Below are 17,383 nucleotides of genomic sequence, written 5' to 3'. Positions count from 1 at the left end.
AAGCTGAACTACAAAATTGAGAAAATTAAGAGAGTCCTTGCCACAACTGAAGACAGCCTCTTTTGTCTATTTCAGGATGTGTTTTGCATCATTTAAAATGGCCTAGCGCTCCGGAACTTGCGCCCTGACGCAAAAATCTTAAATATTTAGAAGAGTAAATTGAATCAAAATAAAGTTACCAATAAATAAGGTGTAGTAATAAGGATATTTTACTAGTTTTTCATCTGAGAGTTCGACTCTTGCATTTTATTTTCAACAATCTTTGAAGTGGACACTTCTTGCTTCATTTCGTGCAGTATACCGACAATCCGTTCTAGTCTTTGATCTGCATCACTAAAAAATTTAGGAGTAATCTCATCGTCATCATCAAACACTTTTCCAGTCCCTACACCACTTTTAAGAGCGCTGGTAACCTCACTAAGCTCTGACTCAAATAAAGATAATAGCTCAGGATTGCCCCTTACATATTGCAGAACTCCATGCAATTTTTCTACTACATCTTCGGGAATATAAAGAGTGCCTCCACTACATTTGCTATATTCACGTTTAGAAATAGGCAATGAAAGTAGCTCATCTGCTTTGTGTTGACTCATCTGAAATATTTGTCTAACAGATTGTTTTAGTTCTAATGGAGATGGTGGTTTATTGCCATATTTCAACGACTCTAGAAGCTTATCACTAGAGGTCACTCTTCCATCTTGACTATGTTCTTGCGCTGTCTCGATAGGAGTCTGCCCTTTCTTATTTCGCACTTCAAGACTAGCTCCGCACTCTAATAACTTTTTAATGAGGTGTAGTGGTTCTTTTCTATAATTATAAAAATTCTGTACTACATAGTGCAAGGCCGTCATACCTTCTTTATCAGCATGATTAATATCAGCGCCATGTTTTAATAATAAATCAATGACACTATCATTACTTGGTCCACCAATAAGAACTTTTCCACAACTTACTATTGCCAGGTTTAACAAAGCTTTATTAGCTAGAATTGACTCTAGCAATCCTTCATGATCTTTAAATACAGAAGGTTCTTTTAAACCTAAGAGAAGTTCTAGTATATCTCTATCTGTCAGCTGTTCTATAGGGTTCGCCCGACCTAAGATGTGATGAACACGTTTTAAATAATTTTTTTGCTCTTTAGCTGATATTTGGCTTTCCTTTTCAACGAACTTTGTAACATCTTCTCCTTCAAATCGTAATTTTGGAAAACCTTCAATTTTAGTTAACTCTTGAATAGTTAGAATATTTCGATTTAAAGCTATCTTTGCTATTAGTTCATCGCTGACATCTTTTCCTAGAAATGCACAGGCATACTCTATGGTGTTAATTTTTAATTCTTTAGCTGTTTGCGTTGTTGCAAATAAAGATTTTCGAACGGCAAGCTGACATTTACCATGATGAAAAATAACGCTGTTTCCAGCCTTCCAAACATTTCCCGACATCGATGTGATAGGGGATGCTGGCGAAAGGGATCGGAAACCGGTCTGTGCATCTTCAGCATTCCATGGTCCAGTTCCACCAAACGTGATTTCTGGATGTTTCACTGATACTCTTTCTAAAAATGTTTTTTCCTGACCATTTGCTGCTGCACCAAGCTGACTATCTGTATTGCAACCCTCCAGCGTCACAAAAACATCACCATGATTGTCAGGCAATACCGCTTTATATTCGTTTAATAATTTATCAAAATTATCACCATATAACTGCTCACTTGGACCATGGCAATTACCCATACCATATTCGCCACCACCAGCATGCCCCATAATAAATAATTTTGGATTGTTCTCAAATATATTGTCTAGTTCTACAGGTAAGTCTCGTTTGAGTTCATTCAAACTACTATAGATTTTTGGGGATTTATCACACTGATCGAAAAAATAATACTTTAAATCAGAGTCTACTAAATAGATGCCAATTGGAATAAATTGCTCGAACCGTTGTTTTAGGCGAGGGTTAATAACCACTCCTCTTTGATTTTCAGGCAGTGGATGATCTGGATCTGGCTTATATATTAAGATTTCTATTGCAGCACCTGTCATGACTCAACTCAATAATATAAATTCATGTGGGTAATTATAGCACTTCTATTCAATAAGAAGTCCGCATGTTGCCTTAGATAGCCAAGAGCTCCAGAATCGCAGCCATTTATAAAAACATCCGATAATCAACGTCAAAAACTTCAGAAATACGTTTTGCGAGTATTTTACCGATAGATCTTCTTCCATTTTCAATAGCAGAAAGATTCGCTTGACTCATATTCATTTTTTTTGCGAATTCATTCTGGCTTAATCCTTCTCTGAATCGCAACCCTCTCAGTAAAACACCAGGCTCCCCATATTCTTCAGTTAAATCAGAAAAAACATCCTCAATAGACATGTAGTCTTCTTCGTTACTAACTTTATACTGCTCCATGACATCTAAAGGAACAGCATAAAGGTTCCCATGCCAAGAAACTTGAGCTATTTGTTTAGTATGGTGCTTTTTCGTGAGTGCCGACATAGTAGACCTCCATTAACTTAATTTCTTTATCAATAATTTCCCAGCAACAAACATATGTAGGACGACCTTTGCTTAAATGACAATGGCGTTTATCTCCAACAACACCTTTAAACTTGCCATAATTCTTCCATCCTCCACCGGTAGCTGGACCATTCTGCTCAAGATCTCTCATTAAAAGCAAAACAGATGATTGTACTGATATGGGAAGCTTTTTTATTTTTTTGCCAACTTTTGTTGGTATTCGTACTTTCCAATTCATAATCTGATTATATATCCTATTGTGATATATGTCAAAAACGACATAAGGCAATTTTATTTTTAAGTTCCTATTTAAATTATGTGGTTGATATTATCATTCGATTTGAGTACATTACAACTTAAATTTTAATTAAAAATAGCCCATTGAGTTCCGACTCTGGCTATTCTAGGAACTGATAAAATGAGTGTCATCAATTTAGCAATAAATGAATTTGATCTAACCCAAGAAGAAATTGGCTTCATAAGAACAAGACATTCGAGCAAACAACTGGCATTTGCTTTACTTTTTAAGTATTACCAAAAAAGTCATCAATTCATCAACGATCTAACAAAGCTACCCGTTTTTCTTATCAATCAGGTTGCAGGTCAACTTAATATTCCACCTGTTATTAGTGACATATCATCAAGAACATACGGCAATTACATTTCACTAATTAGGCAATATTTTAAAACCTCATTCTCTAAAAAAGCACATTATAAAGAACTTGAAATCTGGATAAAGGATATACTACTGCCCACTCATCACTTAGCTGACGAAGAAATCAAAAATCAAGCTATACAGTACTTGAAAGAAAGGGGTATTGAATTATTTAAAGAAAAAACAATGAGACGAATCATTCTTGATGCCACCAATGCATTTGAGAACATTCTATTTGAAAACCTTCAGAGTAGCTTGTCTACAGAAGATGAGGCTCAGTTAAATGGGTTACTATTGCCGTACAAGGAAGGCTTGTCATATTTAGGTTGGATAAATAAAGAAATTAACAATCCATCACTCGATTCAATATTGAGATTAATGGAGCAGCTCTCCATTTTAAATCGATTTAATTTTGATGTAGCCATTATTCAAGCCATTCCAAGAAAAAGAATCGTACATTATTCAGAAGCCTTTACCCGTTTAAATCCTAGTGATTTAAAACAAATGGCCGATAATAAGCGATGCGCTCATTCATTTATGTATTGCCATACAAGAAAAGAAGAGATAATCGATAAAACAATCGATATGTTCAATCGCATTATTCGTAATGTGATTCATAAATCAGAAAAACGTGTAGTGAAAAAGCTTATTAATGATGTGAAAAAAGTCTACGGTAAAGATACCATTCTATTTAATATAGCCGAAATATGCTTAGAGCAACCAGATGGCACAATCAGAGACAAAATTTTTCCTATTATTGGTCAGGACAAGTTAAAAAACATCATTGATGAATATAAGAGAAAAGGACCAAAATACCAAAGTCTTCTACATCAGCAAATTCGAAGTTCTTATGCTAGTCATTACCGACGAATGATTCAACCGCTTTTAGAAAATGTGGTTTTTCGTTCTAATAACTTAGAGTATCAACCAATACTCGAAGCACTGGCTCTGATAAAAAAATATTTTGACAGCAACAAAATTTATTTTCCAGACGATGAAGATGTACCTATTGATTGTTTGCCGGATAAATGGAAAAAACGCATTGTGGATCCAGTTAGTGGTAAAATTAAGCGAATTTGTTATGAAGTCTATATTTTAAAAAAACTTGCGGACAAGATTAGGTGTCGTGAAATATGGATTGAAGCGTCATTTAAACATAGAAACCCAGATGAAGATTTACCGAGTAACTTTGAAGAAAATAAAGAAGTGTATTTTGATGAACTTTCTTTGCCCCTTGATGGTGATCTATTTATTGAACAATTAAAACAGCGCCATGTCAGCGCATTAACTGCTTTAAATGACAGTCTCCCTCAAAATACAAAAGTTAAGATTAGCTCTCAACATGGCGGTCGTATTATTGTAACTCCACTTACAGCTCAGGCAGAATCAAACAATATTGGAGTTATCAAAAAACATTTGCAGGAAAAATGGGAAGGAACCAATCTCATTGATATGATTAAAGAAGTTGATTTAGAAAATCAATTCACTCAAGACTTTATTTCTTATGGCCAAAAGATCTATTTAAAACCTCATGAAATTTCAGAAAGGATTTTACTGACAATCTTTGGTTTGGGAACAAATGTTGGGCTAAAACACATGTGCGCTGGGAATGCCCATGTTAATGAGCATCAGCTTCGGCACATCAAAAATTATTTTCTATCGACTGACAATTTAAAAAATGCGCTAAGTAAAGTGGCAAATTCATTATTTAAGATTAGATTAGAAGAAATATGGGGTGGCATGCCAATAGCAGTTGCTAGTGATTCAACACAATTTTCAGCTTATTTCCAAAATTTAATTTCAGAATATCATAATCGCTATGGAGGAAGAGGCGTAATGATATACTGGCATGTAGAAAAAAATGCCTGTTGCATCCATTCACAATTAAAAAGTGTATCAAGCTCAGAAGTTTCTGCCATGATAGAAGGTGTCTTAAGGCACTGTACTGAAATGTCGGTGCAAAAAAACTATGTTGATACACACGGTCAAAGCGAGGTTGGCTTTGCATTTGCACATCTTCTTGGTTTTTCACTCATGCCACGGCTTGCCAATTTGAATAAACAAAAATTGGCACAATGTGAACTTGGAGATTATCAAAAGTATACAAATCTACAGGCAGTACTGACGGACACTATTAATTGGCAATTAATTAAAGAACAATATAGCCAAATTGTAAAATATACTGCTGCAATGAAAGCCGGTCATACCGATCCAGAATCTATTCTCAGACGCTTTAATCAAAATAATTTGAAACATCCAACCTATTTAGCATTATCACAATTGGGTAAAGTATTAAAAACCATCTTCATTTGTGCATATTTAATGCATGAATCTATCAGACAAGAAATTCAAGAAGGATTGAATGTAGTTGAGCTTTGGAATGGCGTCAGCAAATTCATTTTTTATGGTCGTTCAGGGGAAATTTCTTCTAACCATGAGAAAGCGCAGACATTATCAGTGTTGTCTTTACATCTTGTACAACTCTCAATGGTATATATCAATACCTTAATGATCCAGCAAATAATAGAAGAACATGGACTAAAAAATAAATTAACAAAGGAAGATAAAAGAGCATTAACACCTCTTATTTATGAGCACGTAAACCCATATGGTTTATTCCCGTTAGATTTATCAACGCGCTTACCCCATCTTCATTATAAGGTGGCTGCATAATGGAACGAATATCAGCTAAGAAAATGGCACAAAAAGTTTCAAATTTGCTTAAGGCACAGAACCCTAATTATGATTATCTTCGAGATGTATTTCGGTTTGTAAGAGAAAATCTTAATATCGAAGTCACCACAACACCTAAGCGTTTACCTTATGTGCCCACTGAAGAAGAAATTAGACTTTTTTATAAAACAGTTTGGGAATCTCACGATATTGTTCCTATGCTCATCGTTAAAGTTTTGATTTATACAGGAATAAGGGTTAGTGAATTAATCAACATACACTTAATCGATGTTGATTTAACGAATTGCCAAATAAAAATCAATCAGGGCAAAGGAAAAAAAGATAGGGTTGTACCTTTTTCACCAGCATTCAAAGAAACTTTAGCACTTCATATAAAACAATATAAAAATGAAAATAGACTTTTTCTATTTGAGTCAGGATTTCGTCGTCACTACACGGATCGAGGAATTAGAAAAATTCTGATGAGATATACTAAGCTCGCCGGGATTGAGCGCTCTATCTCACCTCATAAATTAAGACATTTTTTGTTTACTTGGCTTAAGAAGAAAAATATTGATGATGCTTTTATTCAACCTTACTCTGGACATGCGAAAAGAGACTCGCTGGAAATTTATTCAAAATTAAGTTTGGCTGATGCACAAGATAAATATAATGATGTTATAGGAGACTTCCCGATCTGATATTTTAAATTTTTGCATCAGGGCGCAAGTTCCGGAGCGCTAGGCCAACATAGATATTGACTCCCAAGGCTCATAATCTCTATTTAGAACATCGTTCCATGTAGGTAACTTATGACCATCTATATCTGCTACTCTCCGTTCTACCCTGTCTTGATGTTCCTTTTTATCTGAACAAATTAATTCAATTTCAACAAAAATGGTATTTGCTTCTTTCGCAACTTGGCGCCAATCATGGCGCGTAATGGCAATTGGATTAACTGAATCAGCAATAACATCTAAGCCCAAGGCTAAATTTTCTTTCGCAATAGCATAGCTTATTAAATAACCCTCAGAACCTATTACTAATGAATCAGGGTAACCCTCTAAATTTTTTAAAGTGTGTTCAATAGTATCCACTCTTAAGTAAACGGCCTTTAAGCGCTTGGCTACTTCTTTTGAAATTGTTGTTTTACCAGTTCCTGGCAGTCCGCCAAAAATAATTAACATTATAATTCCTGTACTTGTGCGGATAAAATTCGTCTTACCGATGTTCTACCAATACCAAGTCTTTTAGCAATTTCAGACTTGCTCAATCCAGACTCAAATAAATGATTTATTTCAGATTCATGCTGTTTTATTGTTGTAGGTCGACCGTGGTTTTTCCCTTTTTGTCTTGCATGGGCAATACCTGCTTTGACTCGCTCACGTAAAATTTCTCTTTCAAATTCTGCAAAGATTGCAAGCAGTCCGGCCATTGCTCTTCCGGTAGCAGTAGTAAGATCTAATGCCTCTGTCAAAGAGATAAATCCAACACCTAATCCATTGAGTTCGTTAAGGGTACGAAATAGATCATTTACAGAACGACCCCATCGATCTAATTTCCAAACAATAATAACATCAACTTGTCTGCGCTTAGCTTGATTAATAAGTTTGTCACGCAGAGGTCTGTTATCTTTTGCTCCTGATCCAATTTCTGTAATTTCACTTTCAATATGCCAATCACGTGCCTGAGCATATTTTTTCATTGCTTCAATTTGTAGATCTAACGTCTGTTGGTCATACGTTGAAACTCGGGCATAAATTCCTGCTTTCATACCTGGCCAAAAACCCCTTTAAATTTGTCCGTCGGTAACCCTTTAAATATAAGGATCAAAAGTCTTGATTTTTACATGGCCATAAACTACTGTTTTCGGCCGCCACAAAAGATACCTTAAATTCACAATGACTGCAATTCACGACACCGCTTATCCTAGATTGAAACCAAATCCTGACGACCAAGAACTCAAACAGAATTTTTTGCCATCAAAAGCAGAGCTTGAACTACTCAATAAAAGCACCAGTGAGAAATCACCTCATAGCCGGCTTGGTTTTATGCTTTCGCTAAAATGTTATCAATGTTTAGGGTATCACATTTCAATCAACACAATACCTAAACCAATTATCGAATATATTGCAAACTGCATTGAGATCAAAGTAGATAAAGCAAAGCTACAAAATTACATGCAGCTAAAACAACGCAAGCGTCACAAAACAGTTATACGCAAATTTCTGTCTATTAATGAGTGCAAGCAGCAACGCAAGTCAATAATGAAGTCTGCTGGCTTAAAATCTGCGGCTATTAAAGAAAATTTAGCTGACATTATCAATGATATGCTCGAAGAGCTTATCAAAAATAATTTTGAAATTCCGGCATTTTCAACATTGCTCAGATTGGCACGTGCTGCTCGAACAATAGTTAGCTCGGTACTGTATCAAAAAGTCAGCGACCAACTTACCGATGAGACTAAGCAATTTTTTGACCAGTTATTGCTATCCACTTCGCCAGTCCATGAGTTCAGCAGTGGCTGGGAATATCTTAAACAAGAAATGAAAAAACCATCTGTCGCAAACATTCGAGAATTTACTGATTATCTGGATCAGTTACGTAAGTGGCGAGATGAAACCCCAATTGATCTTTCTGATATTCCTGAACACCGTTTAGATCAATATGTTGCTGAAGCAATGGCTTTAGATATTGCTGATATGCGCCGTATTAAAGAAGCCAAAAGATATGCTTTATCAGCTATGTTGTTATACCATCAGTACGCAAAATCGCTTGATAGCATTGTTACTGTGCTGGCACGCTGGCTGCGTAAAATAAAAAATGATGCAGCGGAAGCGCTGCAGGAAATCAGAAACTCCAACCAAAAAATAACAGATCAACTCATTGGTAGCCTTAAACAAGTTCTCGTCGCAAGCAAACAAACTGCCCAAACACCTGAAGAAAAACTAGTGCTAATTGAGCAAAGCTTACCAAATGATATCGATGCTTCAATTGAAGCCTGCGAACAATATCTGGCTTATGCTGACGATAACGATTTACCTATAATGCTGAAGTATTATCAAGTAAAAAGACATACTATGTTTCGCTTACTCAAGCAGATTGAGATCAAGTCAGCTTCTAAAGATGTGCTAGTAGAAAAGTTAGTCGAATTCATATTGGCACACCAACGAAGCCATGGAGAATATGTTGAAATCAATCCAGAAGAGTTTAACAATTTGGAATGGCTTGATGACCAGTGGTTTCAGTTCATTACCGAGGGCAAGACCAAGCGTTGCACTAATCAAATTCGAACCGTTAATAAACAGAAATTAGAGCTAGCTGTTTTTAGATTTGCCATGGATGAAATTAACTGTGCCGATGCTTTTGCTCTTAACAGCTATGAGAACGATGATCCCAATAAACAATTTATTCCATGGGATGAATTTTACCAAAACCTAAAGCCTTATACTGAGCTGATAGGTAAGTCTGACGATCCCTGGCTATTTGTAAAAGAACTACAGGTAGAACATCAACAAGCGGCTGAAAAGGTGAATCGCAATTTTGTCGATAATGAATATTTGAACATTATCAATGGTGAGCCAGTATTAAAGCGAGCTATCAGTAAGAAAGTGAGTCAAGAACAAGAAAAATTTTCAAATTTAGTAGCATCCAAAATGCCGTTAACAGATATCGTCTCTGTACTTACTGACGTAGAAAATTGGCTTGGTATCAGTCGCCATTTAAAGCCCTTATCAGGGTACGAACCCAAAATTGATGACTATGATTTGCGGTTTATTGCTACCAGTTTCGCATATGGTTGTAATGTAGGCCCAGTTCAAGCTGAGCGATGCTTGAAAAAGTATTCACGTAAACAAATTGCTTGGTTATTCAATCACCACATTACTGAGCTTCGTCTCAATAAAATTAGTGAAGTCATTATCAAGGCATACAAACAGTTTGAGCTACCTTATATTTGGGGCAATGGTGAAAGTGCTTCTGTTGATGGGACTTATTGGGGTCGTGTGGAATAACCACCAAAAGTGTTAATTCTGAATTAGGCCGCCTTCCAAAAGTGTTTTTTTAGATGCTTCTCAATCGCACTAGCCATGGCATTTATGTCAATTTCACCATTGCTCTTTTTAAAATTATACTTACCAGTAAAAGCAATGTGCGCCCAAGCAATAGGTGAGATCCGAGCAAACTTATCGATAATATCTTGGCTAACACCTTCGGCAAGCATTTGTTCATATATCATATTCAAAATAACGCTGTTATGCGCAATGATATTATTTGCAACAAGCCTCACTGCATGAGCACTGACGCGATTGTTGACTATTTTCTTCCCTTTGAAAACCCCTTTATATATTTTTCGAATGAGTCCCTGCAACTGATGATATGCTTCCGTGCGATTTCTTGCTGTTCTGATGGCTTTTCTAAGAGTCATATTATCAATCAAGTTAAGCACGTGTATGCTCTTTAAGAGCTTGTTATACTCAAACAAAGCTTTTTTGAGACCTGTATAGCGAGCAGAAGAGTTTATTTTCTTAACGATGGTGCTTTGAGTGTTTTCTTGCATAAGTAAAGACAGCAGAACCCGTAAGATGCCTCGTTTATGTGTTCGAATAAGCGGGACATTAATAACGCCCCTTGGACGAATAATCCCAGTGTAATTATCAATCGGGTTAATAGAAAACAAGTCACTGCAAGCCTCCTTTATATCCTTTATGCTTGGCACATAATCAACATCAATGGAATCCAATATAACAAAATTGAGTTGATTGAGGGAGTGATTATCACCAGTCACCATATCAATTTGGATATCTGTTTTATTGCCATTAATCACATCATAAAGGGAATGCCCCTCATACTCATTTAACCCGATATTTTTGGCATTAACCGCAATAAAATTTGCTATCAATGTGTATACAGAAATGCCAGGTGCTTTTCCAAGATATTTTGTTGAATACCGAGATTGAATTGTGCTTTCACTAGTCGGTAGCTTTTGTCCATCAGCATCTCCAAGGGTTTTGTTGTCTATCAAGTCCCATAATTTGAAAATAGGCAATGCATGCACAAGGTTGCCTGCCCTGTCATTCGCAGCGCACATTGTATCAATGCGAATGTAATCCTCTTGGGTTGAGCGTAAAAGATTGAAGCTCATATCGGACATATCAGCCATTTTCTCAGTACTTATACCGAATGCATTTGCTAAAACGCAGGCATTAACGGCGGTTTTAGCGGGTTTTGTCTTATGATTGCGTCGTGTTTTCATGTGAGTGAATGCACCCCACATATCGGTGAGATCCCCCATATGCATCATGATATCTGGAATTTCTACCTGTGGTACGGTTCTGAAAAAATTATCATCAAGTTTTTCATGGCTATCGTAACTTAAGCTCCAATCTTGTTCGCCTGATTTGGTTTCTTTAATTTTGAATGCCAAATTTTCACCGCGAGTAATCCTGCCGATTGTCCTTGTCCATGCGCGATCTAGCTCTTGCAGGACGTCATCTAATCGTTTGTCACAATAGATTGGTATCTTCTTGTAACCAAATTCATCAGCAATTTTTTCTACATTATCAACCACGTCCTCGCTCACCAAATCATGATCAATATCACAGTATGTCACGCTGTCATTACAACAGAGCAATCCCTTATCCAAACGACGATACATCTTTTGATACACAAAAAATTCAAACAAATGTGGATCAACCTGCTCATCATCTGCATCTATTTTTAAATAAGGTAGTGCTGTTTTTGAAATTCTGTCTTCTATTTCTTTGGGTAATTTAAACGACGAAGGGCCTTTCTTACGGACACCATAGTGATTTTTCAAGATTTTGATAAAATCCATGATGTCACTATTCTCCCTAAAATATGTGAAGGGAACATGTATCAACACCGGCCGTAGATAAAGGGAAAATTGTCGGGATATCTCCAAATAATAATCCCTCATGGCTGCTTTTTTATCAAAAACACGACCGCCTAAGTACTCGGCAATAATAGGAAATTGTTTTTCCGGAAGAATTTTATAAGCCTCACGATTTAGCTCTTCATGATTAAGACCATACTTGCGATTTGGGAACCATTTTATAAATTTTGCTAATTTTGGTATATCAACGACCAAGCCCGAATTGTATTCAGCCAGTGCTTTATCCGCATATTTTTTAGCATCGGCTAATATGGCTCTGATGTGAAACATAAAACTTGTGATTAAATTATCCATGATTTGTTGATAACGGTGGTAAACAAAACATAGGGCTTGCAACCATTGCTGCGGTTGATTTAACCGACGCAATCTGGATGCAGCATACTGTTCTGCCAAATCCGCATAATAACGAATGGCATTTTTTGACAATTGCAGCGTCGGTATAAATTCTTTTGCAAATTTATATAACTCCGCGATTTCTACTGCTTTGGCTGCTTCTTCCTTAATGGGCGTATATTTGAAATTCTTCTGATCGGCACGAATAACGTTCAGTTTTGTGATCCCATCCTCTCGCTTGATCAAATCAGATAATTTTTCTTGTTGCTTTTGCGGTATTAAGAGTATTAATTTTTCAAGTCGTTCTTTTTCCGTGGAAAACGCTCGTGTAAATAGATCTTGCATAGTGCGATAAGTTGGCAGCAGTATTTTTTTATTTTCCAAATAAACCATCAACTGCCGAAACGTATCATGCCCTTTGGGGTAATAGCGTAATAGTTCACAAAGGTGCGCTTCAACCAAGGGCACTTGTACTGATGACCAGTCCTGATACCCAAATAAATTTAGAATAACGCTCTTTTGTTGGCTCAGGGTTTGTCTGGTTATTTTAAAGTCAGATTTCTCGGTTTTGTAATATTTAGAGAGGATATAATCCACGTCATCACGAACTTCATCAAATGTAAATGCGAAAATTTGCTGACTGGCTTTAAAGTAACCCAGTTGCAGGATAAACGCGACTCGTGTTTTTGTGGCTGAATATTGACGCAGTGCGTCCATCTCTTGTTGATTCATTGTAAAATAAAGTTCTCGTTCCGCTTCGTTAAAATCAGGACGAGCGTAAAGTTCTTCAATTTCTGCTTCGGAAAGTAACTGCAGCCGATTTTTTAGGGTCATATTGGGGTTCAGAAATACGTAGGTTTGGCTGGACTGATTTCTCAATCAAAAAAAATCGCATTGTACGCCTATTTTTGGTAAGATAAAGCGGTTCAGTAAATCTTGGTTCAATATATCGTTTTTTAGTTAGTAAAATGGACTAAACTGTATGAAAATAGGATATGCGCGCGTCTCAACCAAAGAGCAATCTTTGTCCATGCAAGTTGATGCATTAAAAAAAGCAGGCTGTGATCAAATTCATGAGGAAATTGCTAGTGGAGCAAAAACAGCGAGACCTGTTCTTGATGAAATTGTGCGAAACCTTCGTGAAGGTGATACTTTAGTTATTTGGAAATTAGATAGGCTTGGTAGAAATCTTGCCCATTTAATTCACCTAACAACAAAATTAATCGAGAAAAAAGTTGGATTGATTAGTCTCAATGACCCTATTGATACCACTACTGCACAGGGTAGATTAGTTTTTGGGATTTTTGCATCATTAGCAGAGTTTGAACGTGAATTAATCCGTGAGCGGACACAAGCAGGGTTGAAATCAGCTCGAGCTCGAGGAAGAAAAGGTGGAAGACCCAAAGGCATGTCAAAATCAGCAATGGAAAAAGCAGCTATTGCTGAAGCTCTTTATAAAAATGGAACCATCCCTGTTAAAAAAATTGCTGAACAGTTGGATATTTCTAAAACTACGCTGTATCTGTACTTACGATCTCGAAATGTTCCTGTTGGAGAAAAAAGTTGATACTCCAATTAGAAAATAAATATCTCATCTTGAGTTGGTTATGCAGGAAAACCCAGCTAATGATAATATCTCCCAAGAGGTACTGATGTACGATCGATTACGTCGTTGGTTTTCTACTCTATCACAATATAGTAAAGCTCTTTACGCTTCGTTCTATTCTTCTGTTTTATATGCTGATGTGGTGAAGCGTTGGCACGGATTGGGGATAGGATACCTTTTATTTCTTATTATTTTGGGAGCTATTCCTTTATCTGGACGAGTAATCATAGCATTTAATCATTTTTTTAAGGGGGAAATTCTATTCCCCATCCAAGCGCTTCCTCTACTGACCATACAAAATGGTGAAATCACTTACAATCAACCCATGCCCTATTTAATAAAAAACAACAGGGGAGAAGTGGTCTCAATAATAGACACGACAGGAACGGTGTCTGAAATGAATCAGTCATACCCTCAACTCACGGTTTTAATTACCAAAAACAAAATGATTTTAAGACCGCCCAGTTATAAACAATTCTTAGGTTTGGCTAAAGACAACATTGGCAACCCAATTTATACACGTACTTTTGACAAAGGGGTTAATGGACTGCTTTCTGGCGCAGAGTGGATTCAGTCCACTGGGATTTCCAGATTAAATACGTTGATGCAAATCCTTGTCTTTCCCTGCGTAACTTTATTTTATTTTGGAGTTTTTGGGGTTATGTTACTCCTATTGTCCGCACTGGTGCAGTTGTACTCTGATATTTTTTTCAGCTTTAAACTTCAATTTAAAGCCTCATGCCGTCTATTAGCTATAGCTGCAACGCCTACCTTGGTTCTATTCTTTTTTATGCGATGCGGTAATTTCTCACTACCGGGAATGGGCTTAGTTTATGGAGTACTCATTCTCAGTTATACTTCCTATGGGTTATATTCAGTCAAACGATTTAGGGTTTGATTTTATATATTCTCACTGGACATAGTCCCCAACTCATTAATTCTATGCCCTGATAAATGGATTCAAATTGTTCGTGGTGTATCATTCGAGTGGTCACAATAATTCGGCTTCCTGGTTTTAGACGAGCCATCTTTGAAATTAATTCATTCCAGGTAGCATCAGTAAGGCAAGTGGCTGCCACGTAAATAATATTAGCATCTCCAAAATTGTAATGTAAAAAACTGTCGTTGATAAATTGAATGCGCTCTGTTTGAGGTAGGTATTCTTTCTCATCGTCATGTTGTTGAAATCGTTGAGTTACCTTTTTAAGCAGTGTATTTGATTGCTCATATAGAGGAGGTAACAACTCAATACCAATAGATTTTTTAACATTAAAAAATAATATAGCGCTCAATACTGCTTTTCCCGAGCCCGAACCTAAGTCATAAAAAATATCCTGATTGGACGGGGTGGCTCGTTCAAGAATGGTATAAAACGACAAAAAATTGATTTCTCCATAAATAAACTCCTTATCTTGAATCAAATGCAATAATCGATACCTTATCGAATAGGATTTTGTATGCGCTTTTTTGTAAAGAGCCTCCAAAATGCCAGTCTTTTTTTCTATACTTGACCAATCTGACCTCTGAATTAACTGTTTTTTTAACTCTCTTTTCTTGAAATGGGGAACAAGTATGTTAGTTAATAGAAGTTTTAAGATAACTAATAAAAAAGGTATAGTGATAATATAATAGAACATAAGCGTCAGGATGTTTTAGAGGGCTTCATTATAGTATTGCAGGCTCTTTTGAAAAGAGAAATCTAAATTATAATGGTTTGTAATATTTTTGGTATAGCGGAAGGACAAGGAAATTTTATGATTCTTGATAGAATAGTCCACTTTATTATTGACATAGCTTATAAAGCGACTAAATCTCAGCCAGTCAGCCAGTCAGCCAGTCAGCGCAATAAGAATTTATATTCATTTTTAAATGGTTACAAGAAATTTTTTTCTAATTCTCATGCCCCTATTTACCAGTTTAAAAAAAATAATTTATCGAAGGAGGAGTGGGATAAATTAATGTTATCCATTGAAAACGCAAATTTGGAGCAATCCTGGGATTATGCCGAGGCTTTGAGCAAGATAGGTTGGGGAATTGAACGATATTTAATTTACTACAATAAAACAATTATAGGTTTTTTCCAAATCTTCAAAAAAAGATATTTTTTCTTAAGGTATATTAGGCTTGAGCGAGGCCCATTATTTTTAGATGATAGCTATCAAGTTAATCATGCAATTCCAATTTTAATAAAAATACGTGCTAGATGGAATTTTTGGAAAGCTCAGTTGTTGTTGATTAAACCAGAATTACCATTTCAAACAGTATATTATGATTCACTTTGCTCTATGGGTTTTCGACTCGCCATTAAATCACGCTGGGAATCGAGCAAAGTTGATCTATTACAGAATGAAGAAAAAATACTTCAAAATATGAAAGCCAATTGGAGAAATTCATTAAAAAGATCAATGAAACATTTGGAGTTAAAAAAAACAACTCAGCGTACTGATTTAGATTGGCTGCTCGATCAGTATGAAAAATTTAAAATACAAAAAAAAATTATTGGGGTTGCCAGAGAATTAATAGATGCTCTGTATGAACAAATGATTGGCAGTGGTACCATTCATATTTTAATCGCAAAATATAAAGACATCCCTATTTCAGGGATTATCATTGTAACTCATGGTAAATCATGTAGCTATTTGTTGGGATGGAATGGTGAGATAGGTAGAAAATTTAACGCACATAATTTTCTATTATGGTACGCAATCAATGAAGCAAAGCTACGGGGAGAAATTTTTTTTGATTTGGGTGGTATTCTTTCAGATAAAAGATATAAGCAACTATCAGAATTTAAATCTGGCCTGAATGGAAAAAAGTATGCATTAGTGGGAACTTTTTATTAAGGTTGCTTATGGATGGCGTGACGATGGTGCATTAAATCAAATGCTGGAAAATAAAAATGGACATCCTATAAATTGTAGCAGAGGCGAGTAAATATATTTATTTCTAAAATATAGTGTGTTGAGCATTTTTTTTGTTCCTAACCAAGATCCGTTATAGTGTTGAAACACGTTCAGATGATATTTTACTTTTTTCCAATTTCTCTAAAAATTCGTTAGCCAGTGTTGCAGGATTTCCTTTTGCAGTATTAATAACTGCATCAAAGTCTATGCCTGCTGAAATATTAAGCGAAGCACGTTCTCGATTTTCAAAAAAACCAAACTTATTTGCTAGATTACTATACTCCTCAATAGTTTTTTTAGAGCCTATGCGTGGTAAATCATCGGAGGATAATTCCAGCGAATCATCGTTAATCTGCAGTTTGACCACACGATCTGAGGTGATTACTATTTGAACTTCTTCGTTGTAACTTTGTTGTAGCGCGTCAGGATCAACAGGGCTTTCTAAAAATAAGGAGTCACCATTTTTGTCTGTATTGGCATGTTTATTGACCATATAAAACAATTCATTTCTTGAGAGGACATGTTCAGAAGAATCATCAAATAATTTATCTGCCGTAACTAACGTTGCTAACTGATGAAATGGAAATAATCCTACCCGTTTATCCATAGGATTATCGATGTCCGCTTTACGATTTCTCTCTTGAATACGCTCACTTAATTTTTGCACTGGACAATAAGCAAAAACTATAGAAGTGGTTAATGTTTCGCTTGGGTTTTCTTCACTATATTGTTGCGCACGCTTTTGAAAATGTTCTAAACATTTTTTGGCACTTTCATCT

The 17,383-nt window shown here is 36.0% G+C and carries 14 protein-coding genes; 6 read left to right on the top strand and 8 right to left on the bottom strand.

Going from position 1 to position 17,383, the window contains the following annotated elements:
* Positions 1-212 precede the first annotated feature (212 nt).
* The 3 genes from BGO44_RS06155 to BGO44_RS06145 form a co-directional block, all read right to left on the bottom strand.
* The gene (locus BGO44_RS06155) at positions 213-2,039 is read right to left on the bottom strand and encodes an ankyrin repeat domain-containing protein (RefSeq protein ID WP_273199688.1); all 1,827 of its coding nucleotides are present in this window, start codon (positions 2,037-2,039) and stop codon (positions 213-215) included.
* A 106-nt stretch (positions 2,040-2,145) separates the two neighbouring features.
* Positions 2,146-2,499, bottom strand: coding sequence for a helix-turn-helix domain-containing protein (locus BGO44_RS06150; protein ID WP_273199685.1), 354 nt, complete (start codon positions 2,497-2,499; stop codon positions 2,146-2,148).
* The gene (locus tag BGO44_RS06145; RefSeq protein WP_273199684.1) at positions 2,468-2,758 is read right to left on the bottom strand and encodes a hypothetical protein; all 291 of its coding nucleotides are present in this window, start codon (positions 2,756-2,758) and stop codon (positions 2,468-2,470) included. Before BGO44_RS06145 ends, BGO44_RS06150 begins: the two co-directional genes overlap by 32 nt.
* A 180-nt stretch (positions 2,759-2,938) precedes the next feature.
* On the opposite strand from BGO44_RS06145, the gene BGO44_RS06140 reads away from it, so the two are divergent.
* On the top strand, positions 2,939-5,848 hold the full coding sequence (locus BGO44_RS06140; RefSeq protein WP_273199682.1) for a Tn3 family transposase: 2,910 nt from the start codon (positions 2,939-2,941) through the stop codon (positions 5,846-5,848).
* Complete coding sequence (locus BGO44_RS06135; protein WP_273199680.1) at positions 5,848-6,549, top strand: tyrosine-type recombinase/integrase; 702 nt, start codon at positions 5,848-5,850, stop codon at positions 6,547-6,549. The genes BGO44_RS06140 and BGO44_RS06135 overlap by 1 nt, the downstream gene beginning before the upstream one ends.
* A gap of 39 nt (positions 6,550-6,588) precedes the next feature.
* Here BGO44_RS06135 and BGO44_RS06130 read toward each other — a convergent pair whose 3' ends face one another.
* Positions 6,589-7,035, bottom strand: a complete 447-nt coding sequence (locus tag BGO44_RS06130) for a P-loop nucleotide/nucleoside kinase family protein (protein ID WP_273199678.1) — start codon at positions 7,033-7,035, stop codon at positions 6,589-6,591.
* The gene (locus tag BGO44_RS06125; RefSeq protein ID WP_273199676.1) at positions 7,035-7,622 is read right to left on the bottom strand and encodes a recombinase family protein; all 588 of its coding nucleotides are present in this window, start codon (positions 7,620-7,622) and stop codon (positions 7,035-7,037) included. The genes BGO44_RS06130 and BGO44_RS06125 overlap by 1 nt, the downstream gene beginning before the upstream one ends.
* Positions 7,623-7,749: 127 nt before the next feature.
* On the opposite strand from BGO44_RS06125, the gene BGO44_RS06120 reads away from it, so the two are divergent.
* Positions 7,750-9,861, top strand: coding sequence for a DUF4158 domain-containing protein (locus BGO44_RS06120; protein ID WP_273199674.1), 2,112 nt, complete (start codon positions 7,750-7,752; stop codon positions 9,859-9,861).
* Between the two features lie 23 nt (positions 9,862-9,884).
* On the opposite strand, the gene BGO44_RS06115 is transcribed toward BGO44_RS06120, so the two are convergent.
* On the bottom strand, positions 9,885-12,929 hold the full coding sequence (locus BGO44_RS06115) for a Tn3 family transposase (RefSeq protein ID WP_040534459.1): 3,045 nt from the start codon (positions 12,927-12,929) through the stop codon (positions 9,885-9,887).
* Between the two features lie 148 nt (positions 12,930-13,077).
* Here BGO44_RS06115 and BGO44_RS06110 point away from each other — a divergent pair, with 148 nt between their 5' ends.
* Both BGO44_RS06110 and BGO44_RS06105 read left to right on the top strand, forming a co-directional pair.
* Positions 13,078-13,662 (top strand): recombinase family protein, encoded by a 585-nt coding sequence (locus tag BGO44_RS06110; RefSeq protein ID WP_006869891.1) that lies wholly within the window; start codon positions 13,078-13,080, stop codon positions 13,660-13,662.
* A 40-nt stretch (positions 13,663-13,702) separates the two neighbouring features.
* Complete coding sequence (locus BGO44_RS06105; RefSeq protein WP_006869890.1) at positions 13,703-14,599, top strand: DUF1189 family protein; 897 nt, start codon at positions 13,703-13,705, stop codon at positions 14,597-14,599.
* On the opposite strand, the gene BGO44_RS06100 is transcribed toward BGO44_RS06105, so the two are convergent.
* The gene (locus BGO44_RS06100; RefSeq protein ID WP_006869889.1) at positions 14,589-15,338 is read right to left on the bottom strand and encodes a class I SAM-dependent methyltransferase; all 750 of its coding nucleotides are present in this window, start codon (positions 15,336-15,338) and stop codon (positions 14,589-14,591) included. The genes BGO44_RS06105 and BGO44_RS06100 overlap by 11 nt on opposite strands.
* A 117-nt stretch (positions 15,339-15,455) precedes the next feature.
* Here BGO44_RS06100 and BGO44_RS06095 point away from each other — a divergent pair, with 117 nt between their 5' ends.
* A complete protein-coding gene (locus BGO44_RS06095) occupies positions 15,456-16,544 on the top strand; it encodes a lipid II:glycine glycyltransferase FemX (RefSeq protein WP_273199666.1) in 1,089 nt (362 codons plus the stop codon).
* A 151-nt stretch (positions 16,545-16,695) separates the two neighbouring features.
* On the opposite strand, the gene BGO44_RS06090 is transcribed toward BGO44_RS06095, so the two are convergent.
* A partial coding sequence (locus tag BGO44_RS06090) for a hypothetical protein (RefSeq protein ID WP_286822824.1) occupies positions 16,696-17,383 on the bottom strand: 688 nt, incomplete at its 5' end.

The sequence above is a fragment of the Legionella sp. 39-23 genome, from assembly GCF_001897665.1.
GTDB classification, from domain to species: Bacteria; Pseudomonadota; Gammaproteobacteria; order Legionellales; family Legionellaceae; genus Legionella; species Legionella steelei.
The sequence above is the reverse complement of the archived record's forward strand: the minus strand, read 5'-3'. Positions and strand labels throughout refer to the sequence as shown.

Coding starts and splice junctions, on each gene's coding strand:
- BGO44_RS06150 (WP_273199685.1), bottom strand. CDS start 2,499: ATGTCGGCACTCACGAAAAAGCACCATACTAAACAAATAGCTCAAGTT.
- BGO44_RS06155 (WP_273199688.1), bottom strand. CDS start 2,039: ATGACAGGTGCTGCAATAGAAATCTTAATATATAAGCCAGATCCAGAT.
- BGO44_RS06095 (WP_273199666.1), top strand. CDS start 15,456: ATGATTCTTGATAGAATAGTCCACTTTATTATTGACATAGCTTATAAA.
- BGO44_RS06135 (WP_273199680.1), top strand. CDS start 5,848: ATGGAACGAATATCAGCTAAGAAAATGGCACAAAAAGTTTCAAATTTG.
- BGO44_RS06145 (WP_273199684.1), bottom strand. CDS start 2,758: ATGAATTGGAAAGTACGAATACCAACAAAAGTTGGCAAAAAAATAAAA.
- BGO44_RS06100 (WP_006869889.1), bottom strand. CDS start 15,338: ATGTTCTATTATATTATCACTATACCTTTTTTATTAGTTATCTTAAAA.
- BGO44_RS06125 (WP_273199676.1), bottom strand. CDS start 7,622: ATGAAAGCAGGAATTTATGCCCGAGTTTCAACGTATGACCAACAGACG.
- BGO44_RS06120 (WP_273199674.1), top strand. CDS start 7,750: ATGACTGCAATTCACGACACCGCTTATCCTAGATTGAAACCAAATCCT.
- BGO44_RS06105 (WP_006869890.1), top strand. CDS start 13,703: ATGCAGGAAAACCCAGCTAATGATAATATCTCCCAAGAGGTACTGATG.
- BGO44_RS06130 (WP_273199678.1), bottom strand. CDS start 7,035: ATGTTAATTATTTTTGGCGGACTGCCAGGAACTGGTAAAACAACAATT.
- BGO44_RS06140 (WP_273199682.1), top strand. CDS start 2,939: ATGAGTGTCATCAATTTAGCAATAAATGAATTTGATCTAACCCAAGAA.
- BGO44_RS06115 (WP_040534459.1), bottom strand. CDS start 12,929: ATGACCCTAAAAAATCGGCTGCAGTTACTTTCCGAAGCAGAAATTGAA.
- BGO44_RS06110 (WP_006869891.1), top strand. CDS start 13,078: ATGAAAATAGGATATGCGCGCGTCTCAACCAAAGAGCAATCTTTGTCC.